This is a genomic window from Aeromonas sp. ZOR0001 (assembly GCF_000801015.1).
Taxonomy (GTDB): Bacteria; Pseudomonadota; Gammaproteobacteria; order Enterobacterales; family Aeromonadaceae; genus Aeromonas; species Aeromonas veronii.
Genome location: NZ_JRJY01000057.1, coordinates 1 through 19,611 on the forward strand (window position 1 = coordinate 1; position 19,611 = coordinate 19,611).

The 19,611-nt window shown below is 59.5% G+C and carries 20 protein-coding genes and 1 pseudogene; 10 read left to right on the forward strand and 11 right to left on the reverse strand.

The genetic code is table 11. The features are described 5' to 3' along the window. A pseudogene (locus tag L972_RS07520) lies at window positions 1-668 on the forward strand (AMP-binding protein); the annotation flags it as partial. An 81-nt stretch (window positions 669-749) separates the two neighbouring features. Here the strand turns inward: L972_RS07520 and gshA are convergent. The 4 genes from gshA to L972_RS07540 form a co-directional block, all read right to left on the reverse strand. Then, window positions 750-2,348: a glutamate--cysteine ligase gene (gshA, locus tag L972_RS07525; RefSeq protein WP_047437167.1), complete on the reverse strand. Its 1,599-nt coding sequence runs from the start codon at window positions 2,346-2,348 to the stop codon at window positions 750-752. 61 nt (window positions 2,349-2,409) lie between these two features. Further along, a complete protein-coding gene (locus L972_RS07530; RefSeq protein WP_047437170.1) occupies window positions 2,410-5,223 on the reverse strand; it encodes a M16 family metallopeptidase in 2,814 nt (937 codons plus the stop codon). Window positions 5,224-5,250: 27 nt separating this feature from the next. Next, the gene (locus L972_RS07535; protein ID WP_005348990.1) at window positions 5,251-5,688 is read right to left on the reverse strand and encodes a YqaA family protein; all 438 of its coding nucleotides are present in this window, start codon (window positions 5,686-5,688) and stop codon (window positions 5,251-5,253) included. Further along, on the reverse strand, window positions 5,685-6,662 hold the full coding sequence (locus tag L972_RS07540) for an NADP-dependent oxidoreductase (protein ID WP_052200036.1): 978 nt from the start codon (window positions 6,660-6,662) through the stop codon (window positions 5,685-5,687). The genes L972_RS07535 and L972_RS07540 overlap by 4 nt, the downstream gene beginning before the upstream one ends. 56 nt (window positions 6,663-6,718) lie before the next feature. Between L972_RS07540 and L972_RS21360 the strand changes: the two genes are divergently transcribed. After that, on the forward strand, window positions 6,719-6,886 hold the full coding sequence (locus tag L972_RS21360; RefSeq protein ID WP_005308905.1) for a hypothetical protein: 168 nt from the start codon (window positions 6,719-6,721) through the stop codon (window positions 6,884-6,886). Between the two features lie 59 nt (window positions 6,887-6,945). Here L972_RS21360 and L972_RS07545 read toward each other — a convergent pair whose 3' ends face one another. Then, window positions 6,946-7,956: a hypothetical protein gene (locus L972_RS07545; RefSeq protein ID WP_047437177.1), complete on the reverse strand. Its 1,011-nt coding sequence runs from the start codon at window positions 7,954-7,956 to the stop codon at window positions 6,946-6,948. Between the two features lie 255 nt (window positions 7,957-8,211). On the opposite strand from L972_RS07545, the gene L972_RS07550 reads away from it, so the two are divergent. Both L972_RS07550 and L972_RS07555 read left to right on the forward strand, forming a co-directional pair. Next, window positions 8,212-8,508 (forward strand): hypothetical protein, encoded by a 297-nt coding sequence (locus tag L972_RS07550; RefSeq protein WP_047437180.1) that lies wholly within the window; start codon window positions 8,212-8,214, stop codon window positions 8,506-8,508. Window positions 8,509-8,527: 19 nt separating this feature from the next. Beyond that, window positions 8,528-8,878: a hypothetical protein gene (locus L972_RS07555; protein WP_047437184.1), complete on the forward strand. Its 351-nt coding sequence runs from the start codon at window positions 8,528-8,530 to the stop codon at window positions 8,876-8,878. A gap of 49 nt (window positions 8,879-8,927) precedes the next feature. On the opposite strand, the gene L972_RS07560 is transcribed toward L972_RS07555, so the two are convergent. From L972_RS07560 to rpsF, 4 genes are all read right to left on the reverse strand, one after another. Further along, window positions 8,928-9,668 carry a ferredoxin--NADP reductase gene (locus L972_RS07560; protein ID WP_047437186.1) on the reverse strand — a complete coding sequence of 247 codons (741 nt, stop codon included), beginning with the start codon at window positions 9,666-9,668 and terminating at the stop codon, window positions 8,928-8,930. A gap of 101 nt (window positions 9,669-9,769) precedes the next feature. After that, on the reverse strand, window positions 9,770-10,216 hold the full coding sequence (gene rplI / locus L972_RS07565) for a 50S ribosomal protein L9 (protein ID WP_005340490.1): 447 nt from the start codon (window positions 10,214-10,216) through the stop codon (window positions 9,770-9,772). Window positions 10,217-10,268: 52 nt separating this feature from the next. After that, on the reverse strand, window positions 10,269-10,499 hold the full coding sequence (gene rpsR, locus L972_RS07570) for a 30S ribosomal protein S18 (protein WP_005308890.1): 231 nt from the start codon (window positions 10,497-10,499) through the stop codon (window positions 10,269-10,271). A 30-nt stretch (window positions 10,500-10,529) separates the two neighbouring features. Continuing rightward, window positions 10,530-10,916 carry a 30S ribosomal protein S6 gene (gene rpsF, locus L972_RS07575; protein ID WP_005308887.1) on the reverse strand — a complete coding sequence of 129 codons (387 nt, stop codon included), beginning with the start codon at window positions 10,914-10,916 and terminating at the stop codon, window positions 10,530-10,532. Between the two features lie 237 nt (window positions 10,917-11,153). On the opposite strand from rpsF, the gene L972_RS07580 reads away from it, so the two are divergent. The 3 genes from L972_RS07580 to L972_RS07590 all read left to right on the forward strand — a co-directional run bounded on the left by L972_RS07580 (window position 11,154) and on the right by L972_RS07590 (window position 13,954). Next, the gene (locus L972_RS07580; RefSeq protein ID WP_047437276.1) at window positions 11,154-12,377 is read left to right on the forward strand and encodes an Nramp family divalent metal transporter; all 1,224 of its coding nucleotides are present in this window, start codon (window positions 11,154-11,156) and stop codon (window positions 12,375-12,377) included. 111 nt (window positions 12,378-12,488) lie between these two features. Continuing rightward, window positions 12,489-13,346: a hypothetical protein gene (locus L972_RS07585; RefSeq protein ID WP_047437193.1), complete on the forward strand. Its 858-nt coding sequence runs from the start codon at window positions 12,489-12,491 to the stop codon at window positions 13,344-13,346. Window positions 13,347-13,510: 164 nt separating this feature from the next. Then, window positions 13,511-13,954, forward strand: coding sequence for a PACE efflux transporter (locus L972_RS07590; RefSeq protein WP_047437196.1), 444 nt, complete (start codon window positions 13,511-13,513; stop codon window positions 13,952-13,954). A gap of 127 nt (window positions 13,955-14,081) precedes the next feature. Here L972_RS07590 and hupA read toward each other — a convergent pair whose 3' ends face one another. After that, window positions 14,082-14,354, reverse strand: a complete 273-nt coding sequence (gene hupA / locus L972_RS07595) for a nucleoid-associated protein HU-alpha (protein ID WP_005340484.1) — start codon at window positions 14,352-14,354, stop codon at window positions 14,082-14,084. A gap of 337 nt (window positions 14,355-14,691) precedes the next feature. Here hupA and L972_RS07600 point away from each other — a divergent pair, with 337 nt between their 5' ends. Both L972_RS07600 and L972_RS07605 read left to right on the forward strand, forming a co-directional pair. Then, window positions 14,692-15,174, forward strand: coding sequence for an Rsd/AlgQ family anti-sigma factor (locus L972_RS07600; protein ID WP_005348975.1), 483 nt, complete (start codon window positions 14,692-14,694; stop codon window positions 15,172-15,174). A 100-nt stretch (window positions 15,175-15,274) separates the two neighbouring features. Further along, entirely contained in the window at window positions 15,275-15,655 is a 381-nt protein-coding gene (locus L972_RS07605; RefSeq protein WP_005340482.1) for a PilZ domain-containing protein, read from the forward strand. Window positions 15,656-15,736: 81 nt separating this feature from the next. Here L972_RS07605 and radA read toward each other — a convergent pair whose 3' ends face one another. Continuing rightward, on the reverse strand, window positions 15,737-17,104 hold the full coding sequence (gene radA, locus L972_RS07610; RefSeq protein ID WP_005340481.1) for a DNA repair protein RadA: 1,368 nt from the start codon (window positions 17,102-17,104) through the stop codon (window positions 15,737-15,739). A 100-nt stretch (window positions 17,105-17,204) separates the two neighbouring features. On the opposite strand from radA, the gene L972_RS07615 reads away from it, so the two are divergent. Beyond that, complete coding sequence (locus L972_RS07615) at window positions 17,205-19,583, forward strand: PilZ domain-containing protein (RefSeq protein WP_047437199.1); 2,379 nt, start codon at window positions 17,205-17,207, stop codon at window positions 19,581-19,583. Window positions 19,584-19,611: the final 28 nt, after the last annotated feature.

Here is a 19,611-nt window from a genome sequence, read left to right on the forward strand (position 1 = left end):
AGACCACCGCCACTGTCTGCTGCTACGAAGACAGCCAGTTCAAGTTGGGCTCCATCGGCACGGCACTGAACGGCATCGAGGTGAAGCTGGGTGAGAACAACGAACTGCTGGTGCGCTCCCCCACAGTAATGCGCGGCTACTACAACAAGCCGGACGCGACCGCTGAGGTGATGACCGAGGATGGCTTCCTGCGTACTGGCGATGCCGGTGAGCTCGACAGCCAGGGCAATATCTACTTCACCGAACGCCTCAAGGAGCTGATGAAGACCTCCAACGGCAAGTACGTGGCCCCGCAACTGGTGGAAGGGACCATCGGCAAGGATCGCTTTATCGAGCAGATCGCCATCGTCGCCGATGCCCGCCACTTCGTCTCTGCGCTGATCGTCCCCTGCTTCGAGTCGCTTGAGGAGTACGCCCGCTCCATCAACCTGCAGTACCAGTGCAAGACCGAGCTGCTGCGCCACTCCCGGGTGATGGAGTTCTTCGAAGCACGCATCGCCGACTTGCAAAAAGAGCTGGCCAAGTTCGAGCAGGTGAAGAAGTTCACCCTGCTGCCGAGCGCCTTCTCCATGGAGCTGGGTGAACTGACCCCCACCATGAAGCTGCGCCGCAAGATCATCGAAGCCAAGTACCAGAGTGAAATCGAGGCGATGTATAACCACGTCTGATATCGCTCAGGTTCAGAGGAATAAAAAAGCCGCTCACTCGAGCGGCTTTTTGTTGGCACTTTGGTTGGTACGAACCCGCCTTCAGGCCGTGGTGGTAGTGGTACCGAAGTAGTCGGCCAGGAAGTCATCGAACGACAGGCTGTCGCTGCGCTCGCGCTCCCGCTGCTTGGCCAGCGAATCCTTCGCTTCACCGGCAAAGTAGGCCTCATCCCAGTACTGCAGCTCCCCTGCCAGCAGCTCCTCGCGATAGCGGGTCGCCAGCTTGTCGCCATAGCAGCCGTTGTCCTTGCCGCTCTCCAGCAACTCCCTGAGCATGCGGGCGGAGTAGGTTAGCTCGGGGTCGAGCAGCTTCTCGCGGTGCATCGCCAGCGTCTCGCGATAGCGGTTGCGGCCGCAGCAGCGATCCAGCAGATCGGCCACCTGAGCCAGCTCGTCGAACAGTTTGAGGCCGTACTCTTTGAGGCCAATGGCATTGCCCTGCTCATCTTCCAGCGTCAGGCCGGGACGACGCCCTTCCAGCACCACCTTGTTCTGGTTGCGGCGGTTGCGGGCAATCTCCTCGTCACTCAGCACCGGAGAGGGGCGCAGCAGGCACCAGACCAGGAACAGATCGAAGAAGCGGATCTGGTCGGCATCGATGCCGAGCGGGGTGAAGGGGTTGACGTCCACGGTGCGCAGCTCGATGTATTCGATGCCGCGCTGATCCAGCGCATCCGAGGGCTTCTCGCCGCTGCGCGGGGTGCGCTTGGGGCGGATTGGGGCGTAGAGCTCATTCTCCAGCTGCAACACGTTGTCGTTGAGCTGGCGATACTCCCCATCCACCTTGACCCCGATCTTGGCAAAGTCGGGATTGTGGGTGTTGATGGCGCGGCGCAGGCTGCTGACATAGGTCGGCAGATTGTCGTGGCTGATCTTGAGCCCAGCCTGGGCGCTGTTGGTGTAACCGAGATCAGAGAGACGCAGCGCGGTGGCGTAAGGCAGATAGAGGGTGCCCTTGCCGGTCTTCTCGAACGGCAGGTTGCTCTTGCGCCCTTTGAGGAAGGATTCGCAGATGGCCGGAGAGGCACCAAATAGATAGGGTACCAGCCAGCCGAAGCGGTAGACGTTGCGAATAAGCCCCATGTACTTGTCGGAGATAAAGCGCTGGCTGCAGCACCCTTCGCACACCAGATCCTGCCACTCGCTCCAGAAGCTGTCGGGCATGGAGAAGTTGAAGTGCACCCCGGCGATCACCTGCATCAGGCTGCCGTAGCGGTTCTTCAAGCCCTGACGGTAGAGAGTCTTCATCTTGCCGATGTTGGAGCTGCCGTACTGGGCCAGCCGGATGCTCTCTTCCCCGCCGACGAAGCAGGGCATGGAGAGCGGCCAAATCCGCTCGTCACCCAGATGCTGAATCACATGGTGATGGATGTCGCCGAGCTGCTCCATCAAGCTGTCGATGGAGTCGGTGGCCGGGGTGATGAACTCCAGCAGGCTCTCCGAGTAGTCGGTGGTGATATTGGGATGGGTCAGGGCCGAGCCCAGCGCCCGGGGATGGTCACTCTGGGCGAGTCGGCCATCCGGCGTGATGCGCAGGCATTCACGTTCGATCCCGCGCCGGATCCCCTTGAGCGCGGTGAGGCGCTCCGGTGATCCCAACGCATTCAGCAACTCGGTGAGCGACAAGCTTGTTGTAGTCATATTCACGGCTCATGTGAGGCCGCCCCATCCGGGGCGGCTCTTGATTTTTATAAAGCGTCAGTTACGGCAACTGCAGCGGATAGATGGGAAGATGAAGCTCCTTCAGGGGTTTTTCAAGCTTTTGCTTGTCTCCCACCACCACGATCTCCATGTCGGCCGGATTGAGCCAACGGGCGGCACTGGCCTTCAGCGCCTCGGGCGACACCGTTTTGATCAGGTTGTTCTGGGCCTGCACATAGTCCGGTTTCAGGTCATACATCACCATCTGCAGCAGGAAGCCCGCCTTCTGGCCCAAGGTCTCGTAAGAGAGGGCATCCTGCTGGGAGACAGCGCTGCGCATATAGGCCAGCTCCACCGGTGTCGGGCCGCTCTTGCGGTAGTTGTCCATCTCCTTGAGGAACTGGCGGATGGCATCCACAGTCGCATCGGCCCGCACATTGGCGCCGGTGGCGAAGGTGCCAACCTCGCGGTTGGCGGAGAAACCGGAGCTGGCGCCGTAGGTGTAACCCTTGTCTTCCCGCAGGTTGAGGTTGATGCGGCTGTTGAAGTTGCCACCCAGATTGAAGTTCATCAGCCCGGCGGTGAAGTAATCCCCCGTGGTATCGAACGGCATGGCGCGACGACCGATGCGGATCACCGACTGGGGTGCCCCCGGCTTGTCGACCAGATATATGCCCGGCTTGGCCTGCTCACCCTTGAGCTTGAGATCCCCCAGAGTCGGCGTTGCCCCCTTCCACTCGGTCAGGAAGCCAAGTTGCTCCTCGATCTGCTTCTGCTCCACATCACCGACCACCACCACTTTGGCGTTGGTGGGGTTGTAGTAGGCCTGATAGAAGTGCTTCACGTCCGCCAGGGTCAGCTTGGCCACATCGGCCGCAACCCCGTCGGTAGGTTGACCGAGGCGGTTTTGCTTGCCGTAGACCAGCTCGCGGAACGCCTGCCCGGCCAGCCACTCGGGCTGTTGCTGGGCCTGTTGCATCCCCTGCAGCAGCTGCGCCTTGACCCGCTCGAAGTCCGCCTCCCGCATGCCCGGACGCTCCAGCACTTCGCGCACCAGCGCCAGCGTCTGGGGCAGCTTGTCCGCCAGCGAGCTGACGGTGATCAGGTTGTTGTACTGGGCGCTGGAGACATCAATGCTTGAGCCCAGCTTTTGCAGCTCGTCGCTCAGCTGAGCCTCGGTCAGGCGCACCGTGCCCTGCCCCATCATGGCGGCGGTCAGATTGGCCAGCCCCAGTTGCCCTTTATCTTCGGCACGAATGCCGCCCGGCAGGGCGATCATGATGGAGACGGCCGGGATCTCGTCACTCTTGGTGCCAATGATCTCGATGTTCTTGTCGAGCTTGCCGTGCCAGATGGCGGGCACCTTGACGCTCACCGCCTCGCTCGCCTTGGGCTGCACGCTGCGATCGAAATTGTCTTTTACCGGTCGTTCGGCCAGCGCTTCGTCATGCTTGCTGTAATCCGGCAGCTCGCGCTTGGCAGGGGTAAAGTTCGGGGTGGCAACCTGCCACTCGGTCTTGCCCTTGGGCACCACGCTCAGCACCACCGCAGGCTTGCCGGCGATGAACTTGTCGTAGGCGGCCTTCACCTGCTCAGGTGTCACCTTGCCGATGGCATCCAGCGTCTTGAACACATAGTTGGGATCCTGGGCAAACACCTGACCCATGGCGAGCTGGCTCACCTTGCCGGAGACGCTATCCAGACCCCAGATGGCGGAGGCGCGGTACTTGGCGATCGCCTTCTCCAGATCTTCCGGCTTGAGGCCGCGCTGGGCGAACTCGCCGATCACCTTGTCCACCTCCCCCTTGAGGGTCTTGAGGCTGCCATCCTGCGACGGATTGGGATAGGCGTAGACGGTCAGGGTACAGGCCAGCTCTTCGCAGTAGTGGGACGCCCCCACATCGATCGCCTTGCCGGTTTTCACCAGCGACTGGTAGAGCATGGAGCTGGCGGAACCGCCGAGTACGTCGGCAAACATGTCGAGCGCAGGCTCCTGCGGGTCACCAAGGGATACGGTGGGGTAGCTGATATAGAGCAGCGGCAGGTGTACCTTGTCCTGCAGCGTCACGTAGCGGGTCTCGGGCAGGGTCACCGGCTTTGGCGTCGGCTCGGCCACGTCCGGGCCGCGCGGGATGGAGCCGAAGTACTTCTCGATCCATTCGAGGGCCTGCTTGCTGTCAAAGTCGCCGCCCAGAGTCAGGGTGGCGTTGTTGGGGCCATACCAGCGCAGGAAGAACTGCTTGAGGTCGTTCACATCGACCCGGTCGAGATCTTCCACGTAACCGATAGGCTGCCAGGAGTAGGGGTGAGTGCGCGGATAGAGCGCCTCCCCCACCTTCTCGCTCACCAGCCCGTACGGCTGGTTATCGACCCGCTGGGCCCGCTCGTTCTTGACGGTGGCGCGCTGGATCTCGAACTTCTTCTGGCTCACCGCATCGAGCAGGAAGCCCATCCGGTCCGCCTCCAGCCAGAGCACTTTTTCCAGCTGGTTGGCCGGCACTGTCTCGTAGTAGTTGGTGCGATCCTTGTTGGTGGTGCCGTTCATGTCGCCACCGGCCTCGTTGATGATCCGCATATGCTCCTGATCACCGACGTGTTTCGAGCCCTGGAACATCATGTGCTCGAAGAAATGGGCGAAACCGGACTTGCCGACCGTCTCGCGGGATGAGCCGACGTGATAGGTCACATCGAGGTGCACCAGCGGATCGGAGCGATCGGGGGCCAGGATCACGGTCAGGCCGTTGTCCAGCTTGTACATCTGGTAGGGGATGGCGAGCTTGCCCTCCTCCTTGCCCTGTTCGGCAATCAGGGTCGGTGCCGCCAGCACCGGCAGGGTGAAGCCCAGCAGAATCGTTAAAGGTATGACTTTGTTCACGGTAACCTCGTGAGTGACAAAAACAGGCTAGAAAATGTGACTGGCCAGCAGAAAAACCAGGGCATAACGGAACAATTTGCCGAGCCCGATCAGAATGAGAGAGCGCCAGAAGGAGAGGCGCAGCCAACCGGCCAACAGACAGAGACCATCACCGACCACCGGCGTCCAGGCAAGCAGCAGACACCAGTGACCATGTTGTTTGAGCCAGCCTAAGGCTTTTTGTTCCCCACGGCCTTGAAAATCTTCCGGTTTTTTCTTGAAGGTGGCGAGCCATCCAAGCCACCAGGTGGTCATGGAGCCGAGGGTATTGCCCAGCGTCGCCCACAGCAGCAGGCTCGCCATGCTCCACTCCCCCTTGGCCGCCATGGCCCCCAGCAGCACTTCGGAGCTGCCGGGCAGCAGGGTGGCGGAGGTAAAGGCGCTTAAAAAGAGCCACCCCAGCCCCATCTCCATCATCTCGCTCATTCGGGATAGCCGTCGGCCGCAGGCATGCGCAGCAGCAGCTTGCCGCGCACATGGCCCCCTTCGATGGCCTGATGGGCCAGCGCCCCCTCAGCCAGAGCGAACTCACCGGCGAGGGTGACCTTCACCTCCCCCTGACGCAGCAGCATCAACATCTGACCCAGCTGCTTCTGGTCAGGGTGAACCAGCATGCCGACCACCTCGATACCCGCCGCAGCCCCTGCATCCTTGATCTGCTGGGCGGTAATAGTGGGCACAGTCACCAGGCGGCCACCCGGCTTGACACAGGCCAGCGCCGCCTTGCCGCTCTCGCCGCCCACCAGATCCAGCACCAGATCGACCTGACCGGCCTCTGCCACCACCCGCGCGGGCCAGTTCGCATCGTGGTAATCCACCATCCAGCGCGCCCCCAGAGCATGCAGGAAGCCATGGTTGTCCGGGCTGGCGGTAGCCACTACCTCGGCGCCATAGGCGCTGGCAAACTGCACCGCCAGATGGCCGACCCCACCGGCACCGGCGAGGATCAAGACCCGCTGACCGCTCTGGAGGCCGCCGTGCTCAAGCAGCCCCTGCCAGGCGGTGAGACCGGCCAGCGGCAGCGCCGCCCCCTGCTGCAGGCTCACCCCGTCGAGCTTGACCAGCTCGCTCTCGCTTGCCACCACAGACTCCCCGTAGCCACCGGCGGTGAGGGGAAAACCGACCATGCCGCACACCCGATCCCCCTCGACCAGCGAGGTTACGCCGGGGCCCACTTTCTCTACCACGCCAGAGACGTCATAACCCGGCGTCCAGGGCAGCTTGTCCTTGTTCTGGGCCGCCGCCCAACCGAGACCTGCGCGGGTTTTGGCATCGATGGGGTTCACCCCCGCAAAGCAGATGCGCACCCGCACTTCGCCATCGGCTGGCACCTTATCGAGGGAAGGGTTGAGCTTGAGTACCGAGGGGTCACCGAATGCGGTAATCTGTAGTTGCGTCATTGCACAATCCATCCTGTTGATTGATCAAGGGTCAACAGAATAACAGCGAGGACACCATGGCTCGAATGTTTCTTATTCCTCTGTTGCTGGCACTGGGGTGGTGGGCGTTTCTGCTCTACTTCCGCATCCCGCTCAAACAGGGGGCCAAGGGGTTTTACTGGATCATCGGCATCGGTGGCGGACTGGCCGCCTTCCTCAGCCTGATGATGGTGCTGACTCACTGAGTGCCGTGCCACAGCCACTCGATAACGAAAAAGGCCACCGCGTTCCGGTGGCCTTCTCACTATCCGGGTTGCTGCTCCAGCGCCGGATTGAGGTAGTAGTGGCGATTGCTCCCCTGCCCCAACACCCCTTGCGACAGCAGATGGTGGAACACCCGATCCACCTCCTCCAGCGAGAGTGACAGCGCCTGTGCCACCGAGCGCTTGCTGCACTTGAGCTCACCGCTCACCAGCGCACCGCGCACCTGCGCCAGCACTTCGGGGGCGGGCTCGGGGGGCATGATGGGCTCGGGCTGCGCCGCCATCGCCAACGCCTCCTGCGCCTCTCTGCGAGCTTGCTCCTGCTGCCAGCGCCACATCCGGCGAAAGCGGTTCTCCTCGCCGATCAGGCTGACGAAGAAGGCGCCGAACACGTCGAGCAGCACCGAGAGGAAGCAGACCAGCAGGAACTGCACCTGACTGATGCTCATCCCCACCCCGTCCGCCAGACTGCTCATCAGCCCCAACATGGAGGATTGTTCGTTGACCGGCTTGGCATCGCGCTGCTGACGCAGCTCATCCTGCTGCAAACGCAGCTTGGTGTTGGCGTGCTGCAACGAGGAGACGCCGCTAGAGATACGCTCCAGCTCGATGTATTTGCGGGCCGCCTCCTCGTTGAGCTGGATCTGCCGCTCGATGCTGGCGATCTGCTCGTCGAAACGGGCCAGCTCCCGCTCGTGGCGCGCCTGCTGGCTCAGTACCGTATTGGTGGCGCTGTTGATGCCACCAATACTGCCGCCGATGGAGATGGCCGCCAGCACGCTGTAGAACAACAGCGACCAGAAAGCGCCACTCAAATCCCGCCGCGCCTTGCGCTCGCCGTACTCGTACCAGACGTAAAACTTGCCCAGCTCGAAGATGATGGCCAAGCCGCCGAACAGCCACTTCATCAGCGGGTTGTCATCGATGGAGAGGAACAGCAGCAGGGAGAAGATAATGGAGGCCAGAATAGCCAACCCGGTGAAACTGTATACCGTCGTCAGAGCAAACCACCCCTTGGGGTAGCGCAATGTGGAGGAGTCCTGTGTGGTCATGATGAAGGGGTGTGCTGTGCAGGAAAAGTTGGCTGCCGATTATAGTCGCCAGACTCGCCCAGAGAAGGGCAAATGACTGAATTCCTTCAGATTGGCAACCAGCTGTCCAGAGTGCGACCAAAACGGACAAATCGGCAGCAGAAAAGCGATACAATCCCTCCCTGACTTGATCATGTAGTGAGATGGGGAACAGTTCCGCCCGGGTTCAGCTCCGGTCTGTACACTCATCCACCGTTGCAATTATCCGAGGCCATCATGAACAGTAAGACCACTTTGCTACTCTCCCTTCTTCTGGTTACCGGCAGCGCCGCAGCGACCCAGCAATATCAAGAGAGCAGTGGCTCCGAATTCTCCGTAGATGAGCTTAAATTCAACCTGGACTGGGATGACAAGCAGTTCGGCTGGACCCAGAACGACTGCCTCGACTTGGGGGTCGGCGAAACCGCCCCGGCCGACTGCAGGGCGGTCAAATTCAATCTGGAAGATGAAGAGAACCGCAACCAGCCACCGCAAACCAACCAGATCCCTGCCAACTCGCAGAGTAGCCAATAACGACAGGAGTCCCCTTGCGATGACCCAAGCCAAATACAACCCCGTTATCCGGCGCGGTGCCCTGTGGCTCTCCCTGCTGATGGTGCATGGCATCGCGGTTGCGGCGCCGCCAAGCAAAAATGGCGATGGCATCAAGATCTCCGGTGATGACATCAAGATCAATCTCGACTGGGATGACAAAGAGTACGACTGGTGGCAGGACAACTGTCTGGATCTTGGCATTGGCGACAGCCGGATCAAACTCAACTGCGACAAGATGGATGGCAAGTACCGGGATCACTACAACCGCAGCATCCACAGTGGCAATAACCCCGGGCAAGGTCACGACAAACAGAAAGATAAAAACAAAGGCAACGGCAAGAAGAACTGAACGCACTCTCCTGATGCAGCAGGGGCCTGGCGCCCCTGTGCTGATTTTTTTACCAATAATTCTCCGCACTGATATTGCCCGGCGCACGCCGCAGATTCTTGGCCAACCCCAGCGCCAGCAAGGTCTGCTGGGTCTCTTTCACCATCTCCGGATTGCCGCAGATCAGCACCTGACTCAGCTCGGGTGAGAACTCCAACCCCACCCGCGCCTGTAGCTGACCATTGGCAATCGCCGCCGGGATCCGCCCTGCCATTGCATCGGGCCAGGGCTCACGGCTGACAAAGGGGACATAGCGGAAACGTGCGCCATATTGCTCGGTAAAGCTGGCGATCAAATCCTGATAGCTCAGCTCTTCGCCTTTGCGCACCCCGTGCACCAGCACCAGATTCTCGAAACGGTTGAAGGCTTCCCCATCGGCCAGCATGGAGAGAAAGGGGCCGATGGCAGTGCCGGTCGAGAGCAGCCAGAGATCGCGCCCGGCGGGCACCTCATCCAGCGTCAGAAAGCCGGTGGCCTGGGATTGCACCAGCAGGGTATCGCCCGCTTGCAGCGAGCCGAGCGAGGGAGTCAGCTCACCGCTCGGGATCTCGACCAGATAGAACTCGTGATATGGCGCAGAGGGGGGATTGACGAAGGAGTAGGCGCGCTGAATGCGGCGATCGCCCTGCTCGAGGGCCAGCTTGGTGAATTGGCCTGCCTTGTAGGGAGCCAGCTCGGCCGCTACCCGCAGGGAGAACAGAGTGGGTGTCCATTCGATGCGTTCGATGACGCGGCCTTCTACCCAAGCCATAGGGATCTCCTCCAGTGGAACAGACCTTCACTCTACCCCCGGGCCGGAAAATAAAAAACCCGCGCAAGTGCGCGGGTTTTCTCTGCAAAAGCGAATCGCTATTACAGGGCAACAACCTGGATCTGTACGGTTGCTTTAACGTCAGCGTGCAGCTGAACAGCAACTTCGTAGTCACCGGTGTTACGCAGAACGTTGCCCATGCGGACTTCGCTCTTGGCAACGGCTACGCCGGCAGCAGTGATGGCTTCAGCCACGTCACGGGTACCGATGGAACCGAACAGCTTGCCTTCGTCGCCAGACTTGGAAGCGATAACCACGGTAGCCAGTTCGGCCAGCTTGGCAGCACGCTCTTCAGCAGCAGCTTTGTTGGCAGCCAGTTTGGCTTCCAGCTCAGCGCGACGAGCACCGAAAGCTTCGATGTTGGCCTTGGTGGCCATAACAGCTTTGCCTTGCGGGATCAGGTAGTTACGGGCATAACCAGATTTCACGGAAACTTGGTCACCCAGACCGCCCAGTTTGGCGATTTTGTCGAGCAGGATAACTTGCATTACCTTTCCTCTATAAATTTCGTTGAGTTAGGCTTAAGTGCCGGGCCGATTCTTACTTGTTGTGCAGATCGGTGTACGGCAGCAGAGCCAGGTAACGAGCACGCTTGATGGCGCGTGCCAGCTGACGCTGATACTTGGCGCGGGTACCGGTGATACGGCTCGGTACGATCTTGCCAGATTCAGTGATGTAGTTTTTCAGAGTAACGATATCTTTGTAGTCGATCTCGGTAACGTTCTCGGCGGTGAAGCGGCAGAACTTACGACGACGGAAATAACGTGCCATGGCCTTTATCCTCTAGTCAGTGATCCAGAATTACTCTTCGGAAGCAGCTTCAGTAGCTTCTTCGCGGCGCTCGTCGTCACGACGGGTGAAGCGCTCTTCTTTGGCCTTGGCCATCGGAGAAACTTCAGTCACGGCGTGCTTGGTGCGCATGATCATGTTGCGGATAACGGCATCGTTGAAGCGGAAGTTGGTTTCCAGCTCATCGATAACGGCTTGCTCTGCTTCTACGTTCATCAGAACGTAGTGGGCTTTGTGCAGTTTGTCGATCGGGTAAGCCAGCTGACGACGGCCCCAATCTTCCAGGCGATGAATGGTACCACCGGAGGTGGTGATGGCGCCGGTGTAACGCTCGATCATGCCGGGAACTTGCTCGCTCTGGTCCGGATGAACCATGAAGACGATTTCGTAATGACGCATTTTAGCTCCTTACGGATTAATTCAGCCTCCGCCCAGGTGCAGCCAGACCTCGGAGGCAAGGAACATAAAGGTGTTTAGTCGCTGCTTTTCTAGGGCGGCGTATTGTACGAAATCACATCCCTCACTGCAACTGACTGCCTTAAATGTTTTTCCCGATGGAAATCATCAGAAACAACAATTGATAATGATTATCACTTAGATCTATTCTCTCTCCATATCCTTATGGAGGGTGATGCCATGCAACCCGCACTGACGACTACGATTCCAGCCCGCAAATTCAAACTGACCCTGCTCGGGCCTGCCTTTATCGCCGCCATCGGCTATATCGACCCGGGCAACTTCGCCACCAATATTCAGGCGGGCTCTACCTTTGGCTACCAGTTGCTCTGGGTGGTGGTATGGGCCAACCTGATGGCCATGCTGGTGCAAACCCTCTCGGCCAAACTCGGTATCGTCACCGGCAAGAATCTGGCGGAGCACATCCGCGACCGACTGCCAAAACCGGCGGTCTGGGCCTACTGGGTACAGGCAGAGATCATCGCCATGGCCACCGATCTCGCCGAATTTATCGGCGCCGCAGTCGGCTTCAAGCTGCTGCTTGGCGTTACCTTGCTTGAAGGGGCCTGCATCACCGCCGTGGTGACCTGGGGGATCCTGATGTTGCAATCCCGTGGTCAGAAACCGCTGGAGTTTGTGGTCGGTGGCCTATTGCTGTTCGTCGCGGCGGCCTACATCGTCGAGCTGATCTTCTCCCGCCCCCATCTGCCCAGCCTGCTGGAGGGCGCCCTCTTCCCCGGTCTGCCCAACAGCGATGCCGTCTATCTGGCCGCCGGTGTGCTCGGTGCTACCGTGATGCCCCACGTTATCTATCTGCACTCGGCACTGACCCAGCACACGCAGGATCAGGGCTCGGTCAGCCAGCGGCTGCACACCACCCGGGTCGATGTGGCGATTGCCATGACCATCGCCGGTTTCGTCAATCTGGCGATGATGGCGATGGCGGCCGCCGCGTTCCACAGCTCGGGCCACCAGCAGGTAGCGGAGCTGGAATCCGCCTACCAGACCCTCACTCCGCTGCTGGGTAAGGCTGCCGCCACCCTGTTTGGCCTCTCGCTGGTCGCATCCGGCATCAGCTCTACCGTGGTGGGCACCCTGGCCGGGCAAGTGGTGATGCAGGGCTTTGTCCGCTTTACCATCCCGCTCTGGCTGCGTCGCGCCATCACCATGGCTCCCGCCTTCGTGGTAATCGCCATGGGACTCAACACCACCGAAATTCTGGTGTTGAGTCAGGTGATCCTGAGCTTTGGCATCGCGCTGGCCCTGATCCCGCTGTTGATGCTGACCGGCGATCGGGCGCTGATGGGGCAACATCGCAACTATCCGGTCACACAAGCCGTCGGCCGCCTTATCGTTGCGCTGGTGATCGGGCTCAATGCCTATCTGCTGGTCGCCATGATCTAGCGAACCGTAAAACCGAGAAGAGAGGCTCATTAACTCTGGTTAATGAGCCTCTTCGCACTTTGGCGTATGCTGCCGCTTTCTCTTCTCATTTATCGTTGCGGGAGCCTTGCCATGGAACATACCCGAGCCAGCTTCGTACTGGGCCATCATCAAGAGCAGGCCAGCGTGGTCTGCTGCCAGCGCGGTGACACCACGCTGCTGGTCACCGACCTCACCCCCTTTCATCCCCAGAGCCACCTCTGGCCCGATCAGCCGGGGGATGTAGGCCATGTTCGCTGGGAAGGGGGCGAAGCCACCATTGGCCCTTGCCGAATGGGGGCCATCAGCCCGGATGGCGAGCTGTTCGTCGATACTGCCATTCCGGTCAAGCGGGGCGCAGAGGGGTGGTGTTTCGTGGTGGTCCACCCGCTGACCGGAGACCACGCGCTAGCCGTTGGCAGCCAGGTCGAATTGCAAGTGGATAGCGCTGCCCGCCACGCCCTGAGTCTGGGCCATAGCGGCTGTCATCTGGCGGCACTAGCCCTCAACCGGGTACTCATCCCCTACTGGCGCAAGGAGGTAAGCGAGCGTGATGCACTGGGCCAGCCCGACTTCGACCGCCTGGCTATTCAAAGCTCTCGGGTCGAGCCTTGTGGATCGCGGGAGCAGTACCGCATCGGCAAGAGCCTGCGCAAGAAGGGGGTCAACAGCGAGGCGCTGCTGGCAGATCTGGCGCTGATTGAAGAGAAGGTCAACCAGCAACTGGCCGACTGGATCGCAGCCGGAGGCGAAATCCGCCGCAGCCGCGCTGGCGAGGCGATCATCGATTCCCGTTACTGGCACTGCATGCTGGAAGGCCAGGAGGTCACCATCCCCTGTGGCGGCACCCATGTTGCCTCGCTCGCCGAGTTGGGAGAGGTCAAGGTAGAGCTCACCCAAGTGGAAGAGGGCTTTGCCATGCTGACCCGGGTCACGCCAACCGGCGCCTGAGTCGCAGACTTGACCACTCAGGGCTAACGCCCAAATTGGCAATAGAGAAGTATCGCAAATGAGGGGGCATCATCATGCCTCTCAACGCCAGTCATGACGGGCCGATGCTTCTCTTTTAACCACTCCCTGATTAGAATGCGCCTCCCACAGGAGGCACATCACCCATGAGTAGTACCCAACTTCGCACCACCCCTGATCGACTTCGTTATCTGGTTCTCTACGAAGGCATCGGACTGGCACTGGTCGCACCGCTGATCAGCCAGCTGTTCGGTCAGGGCGTCGCCGAGGTCGGTTCGCTGGCCATCTTCTTCTCCATCGTCGCCACCGCATGGACCTATGGCTGGAACCTGTTGTTCGACAAGGGGTTGCTCAAACTTTGCGGGCGCACCAACAAGCGACCACTGGACCGCTTCCTGCACGCGTTTGGCTATGAAGCGAGCTTTATGATGCTCTCCCTCCCCTGCGTCATGTTCTGGCTCGATTTGGGAGTGTGGGACGCCCTGATGCTGGATCTCGGTTTCGTTGCCTTCTACCTCGTCTACATCATGGTCTTTACCTGGGCCTATGAGCGGATCTGGCCGCTGCCATCCAACCAGCAAACGGCATAAGGCCTCAGCCGCCACGAGGCTGACAGAAGGAAAAGTCAGGAAGGACTAATAGGAAGGATGGGAGAATCCCATAAAAACAATGCCAGTCAGCAAGCTGACTGGCATTGGACAAAACAGACTTTCGGACTTACTTGACGGCGTCTTTCAGAGCCTTGCCAGCCACGAATGAAGGCACGTTGGCAGCAGCAATCTGGATCTCTTTACCAGTTTGCGGGTTACGACCTGTGCGGCCTGCGCGGTGGGTGACCTTGAAGGTGCCAAAACCGACCAGTTGCACAGCATCGCCTTCTTTCAAGCTCTGGGTAATACCATTGATGATCTCTTCCAGAGCCACTTTGGCCTGAGCTTTGCTCAGATCTGCTTTGGCGGCAATCGCATCGACAAGTTGAGCTTTGTTCATAACATTTCCTTTATGATCGGGCATTTAGCGCTGGGTCACTCTATGCAAAAAAAAACTCACAGGCAAAGCCTTTATCGAGCCGAACGCGTCAAACGCTGGGGTTTTCATCAAGATCTGCGGAAATAGTCACATTCCACACGCGAAAAACCGTGAGTAGGCCTGAAACCTGCTAGCACGCAGACACAATCCACTGACTATTTCTTCGCCACTTAACATTATCCCCCCATGGCTATTGACGCTTGCCCAGATTTTCCCTAGTTATAGGTTGTGTCACTGCTCAAACGGCTCGGAATACCGAACAATCGGCCAGCCTTTGCCCCACGGAGGGATAGGGATTATGTTGACGAAACTGGAACAGACCAAGCAGGCGCTGGCAGGCAAGCATAAAGCTATCGACGACTGGCTGGATGCAAGGCAAGCGTTGCTGGTTGGATACATGCAGCTGGCAGGCCTTACTCCGGCGCGGACCAAGCAACGCAGCCTGCCCAAAACAGAAGAGCTGCATCAGTTTTGCGACCGCCTGGTCGACTATGTCAGCGCGGGCCATTTCGAGATCTACCACCACGTCGTCACCGCCTTCGAGCAAGCCAGCGGCGAAACACTGGAGCTGGCCAAGCGCATCTATCCCCATATTCGTAACAGCACTGAATTCGCCCTCGAATTCAACGACAAATACAGTGATGCCGACGAGGCCCAATTGCTACTACTGGATGATGATCTCAATGAGTTGGGTCCGGTTCTGGAAGAGCGGTTCAAACAGGAAGATCGCCTGGTCAAGGCGCTTCATGTAGTGGAATCCTTGAGTACCCAGCAAGCCTGAATGCCATTTTCGGAGCAAGTTCAAGATACTGGCAACCAAGGTGGATTACACTCAGAGCAATGACCCTAGCGTCCACACTTATTGCATACAGGAGATGAGCATGTCTGAGCGCCGCCGTTTTGCACGGATCCTCTACTTGACCATGGCAGAACTCACCCAGGGGGAACAGAAGTGGCAGACCCAGCTTGTCGACGTCTCCTTGCAGGGAGCCCTGCTGATCCGCCCCGACGACTGGGAGAGCCGTGACAACAAGGAGTACCAGCTCAGCTTTATCCTGAGCGGTAGCGATATCGAGATCAAAATGCAGGTCGAGCTGACCCACGAAGCCAGCAAGAAATTGGGTTTCTACTGCCACCACATCGATATCGACAGTGCCACCCACCTCAAGCGGATGATCGAGCTTAACGTCGGTGACGAAGAGCTGCTCCACCGCGAGCTGGAACAACTGCTGAGCGAGCATCTGGAACACAGCCAGCCCTGATGGCAGATTCCTGCCCGTAAAAAAGAGCGCCGAGGCGCTCTTTTTTCGTTGTACTGTTGTATCGATTGCAATGCTGAGAGATTACAGCGCCTCGAGTGCCTCAGACAGCTTCTTGACCGGCACTACTTCCATCCCTTCGATGGGATGCTTGGGGGCATTGGCGTGCGGCACAATAGCACGGCGGAAACCGTGCTTGGCCGCCTCCTGCAACCGCTCCTGGCCGGATGGCACCGGGCGAATTTCACCGGAAAGACCCACTTCGCCGAACACCACCAGATCCTTGGGCAGCGCCTGATCCCGGAAGCTGGAGACCATCGCCAGCAGCAGCGCCAGGTCCGCACTGGTCTCCTCGACCTTGACCCCGCCGACCACGTTGATGAAGACATCCTGATCCGCCATCTGCAACCCGCCGTGACGGTGCAGCACCGCCAGCAACATGGCGAGTCGGTTGTGATCCATCCCCACTGCCACCCGCCGCGGGTTGGAGAGCTGGGAGTAATCCACCAGCGCCTGCAACTCCACCAGCAGCGGCCGGGTGCCCTCCCAGATCACCATGACGATGGAACCGGGCGCCTGCTCCTGCCCCCGGCTGAGGAAGATAGCGGAGGGGTTGCTCACCTCGCGCATCCCCTGTTCGGTCATGGCAAAGACCCCCAGCTCGTTGACCGCACCGAAGCGGTTCTTGTGGGAGCGCAGGGTACGAAAACGGGAGTCATGGCCACCATCGAGCAGCACAGAGCAGTCGATGCAGTGCTCCAGCACCTTGGGGCCCGCCAGACTGCCATCCTTGGTCACATGACCCACCATGAAGATGGCCACATGATTCTGCTTGGCATAGCGGGTCAGCAACGCAGCCGCTTCGCGCACCTGAGAGACTGAACCGGGGGACGATTGCACATCCGCCACATGCATCACCTGAATGGAGTCAATCACCATGATCTGCGGCTGCTCCTGCTGGGCAATAAGGCAGATCTGCTCGACGCTGGTCTCGGAGAGCATCCGCAGCTTGTCGGTGGGCAGCCCAAGGCGGTTGGCCCGCATCGCCACCTGCTGCAGCGACTCCTCACCAGTGACATAGAGGGTTTTCATCCGTTCAGCGAGACCACACATGGTCTGCAGCAGCAGGGTCGACTTGCCCGCCCCCGGGTTGCCGCCAATCAGAATGGCCGAGCCGGGCACCACACCGCCACCAAGTACCCGATCCAACTCCTTGAAACCTGAGGTAAAACGGGGAATTTCGGTGGTGGCGATCTCTGCCAGTGTCTGTACCTGACTGCCGACCGCACCGGCATAACCGGTGTAACGGGCACTCTTGCCTGCGGGACTCACCGAACCGAGGCGCACCTCGGTAATGGTATTCCACTCCTTGCACTCGCTGCATTGACCTTGCCAGCGTGTGAAGTCGGCACCACATTCGGAACAAACATAAGCAGTTTTATTTTTGGCCATTGATAACTCGGGGACAGGATGAATTCCTGCTTGATATACTTGTTTGCGACCGACAGATCAAACCCAGAATCGGAAAAGTGACTTTCCGTGGCAGGAACAAATGGATTCAGAACACCAGCAACATCTGATTGAACAACTCGTCCCCTTGCTGCGGGAGAAAGATTTCGAGGAGATCTTCAACCGCATGACTCAGGAGGAAAACAGCAACAGCCGTTTTCTGATCAAGATGGAGCTCAAGCGCAAGTGCTCCCCCTGCCGCAGGGTCATCGACATGCGCGATGAGCTGGAGGATGAGTGCCTGGTGCATGAGTTCGACGGCATCACTCACTTCATGCCCGCCGATGCGATTGCCCTGTTCCAGTCCCAGTGCTATCTCTACCGCGATATTTATACCCTCGGTGTCTACGAGGCGCTGCAACAGTGGCAAAAACAGCACCACAACGCCCGCGTGGATGGTCAGCTGTCGCCGCCGGCCAGCCCCTTCCGGCAATATGATGTCAACACTATTGCCTTTGCCAGCTACTACGGCCGCCGTCAGGAGCGGATGCACTTCAGCTCGCCGGTGCTGATCAAGTTTCAGGACGGGGAAAAGTTGTTCGCCAAGAGTTCCGATCTCTCGCTGGGTGGCATGCGGGTCTCGGTACCCTATCTGCCTAACTATCACACCGGCGCCCAGGTGGAGGTCTTCTTTACCGGACTGGAGCGGGACACCCCCAATCCGGTGCTGCATCAGTCGGTCGGCTATCAGATCCTCGGCGAAGAGAGCAAAGAGGGGAAATACTGGCTGCGACTGGTGCGCTCCGGCGAACAGCCAGCCTTTGATGCCTTCCTCAGCGACTTTATCGACGCCAACAAGATCCGCTATCGGGTCAGCGTCGACTATCTGCTCTCCGCCGCCATCATCAAGGGGTATGAGCAGTTCTACCTGCCGCGGATGACCGGCATGCCGCTCTTCTTCGGCACCGGCGACAGCCCCAATCTCGAGATTGCCCTGCGTACGGAAAACAACCAGCACCTGCTGGAGTATTGGCGCGATGAGAAAAACCGCGATGCCCTCGCGGGGCTTTTCAGCGCAGAGCGGATGAAACGGCTCTGCCCGGCCCCCGGCACCACCACCGAGACCATCATCTACTGCTTTACCCACACGGTGCGCAGCCACATCTACTTCTTCTCCGCCACCGCCGAGGAGCTGCGCCAGAGTGGCCTCACCGCCCTCTTCTTCCAGGTGGGCTCACGCCGCCCCAGCTGGCGTGTCTACAAATTCACGCTGGAGGCATGCGATCTGGTCGAGGCGGATGTGGGACAACTGCAGGGGCAGGACAACCCGCAGTTACAAGACATCCTGCTGCTCGAGCGGCTCAAGCAGATCGGCTATTGCGGCCTGCTGCAGGAGATCGGTCTGGAGTCCCAGCGGGAAGAGTTCCACCAGGAAGGAGTCAGCAACAACGCCAACGAGCTGCAACGCTTTGGTCACGAACAGGGGGTTGCCCCGTTCGAGATCGAGACCCTGCACTATGTTCAGCTGCGCAAGGAGTCGCGCTACATCCACAAGACCGCGGTCGCCATCCATCACAACGGCAAATCCTGGATCGGCTGGACCCGCGATATCTCGACACACGGCCTGCAAATCGAGCTGGAAGATGCTTTTATCGGCGAGAAGAACGATGTGGTGACCATCGCCCTGCCCCGCTTGCAGGAGCTCTCCAAGAGCATGGATCTGCAGCGCCTCTCCTATCGGCTGGTCAGCCTCAACATGACCCGCACCGTGCTGCACCTCTGCATCGAAGGGGATTCGGATCGCCATACCGGCCGCCAGTTCTTCAGCCTGCTGATCGAGAGCAACCAGAACAAGCTCAAGGCGGCGCAGGAGCAGCGTCGCTATCGCGGGCTGGCGCGGGCCCTGCGAAACATCTATACCCATCACCTGTTCAACTCGCCGGTATATATCAACAAGCTCAAAGGAGCCCCCAAACCGGCCTCCATCGGCAAATCCCTGCAACCGCGCAGTCTGCAGCGGCTGCTGCAAGCCTGTGCCGAGCTGCCGGAGCAGGAGAACCTCTATCCGCTGTTTCAGGGGGAGCTGCTCAAGGAGCTGCTGATGAACCCGCTGCGAGCCATCGAGCGGGAGGACAAACCGAGAGAGGACGAGGTCTATATCGCCAGCATCCAGACCAAGGCCGGCCTGCCCATCTTCAGCAGCCGGCTGGCCAGCAGCTTTGCCAACGTCAAAGAGAAGCGTCAGTTCATCGAGCTGGCGCAGCAACAGGGAGAGTTCTACTCGGTGCTGGTCGGCATCTCCCGTACCGGACGGCCCGACACCAACTTCATCGCCAACGAGCTGGACTACATCGCCAAGTTCGCCATCCACAAGGCGCGCAAGCTGGAAGAGGAGCTATGGAGCGTGGTGGGGGTGGGCGAACTGACCGATACCACCCAGGCCACCCTGTTCCGCTTTGGCATCACGCGGCCGCTGAACTGAAGATCCGGAAACAGACAAAAATGAAACA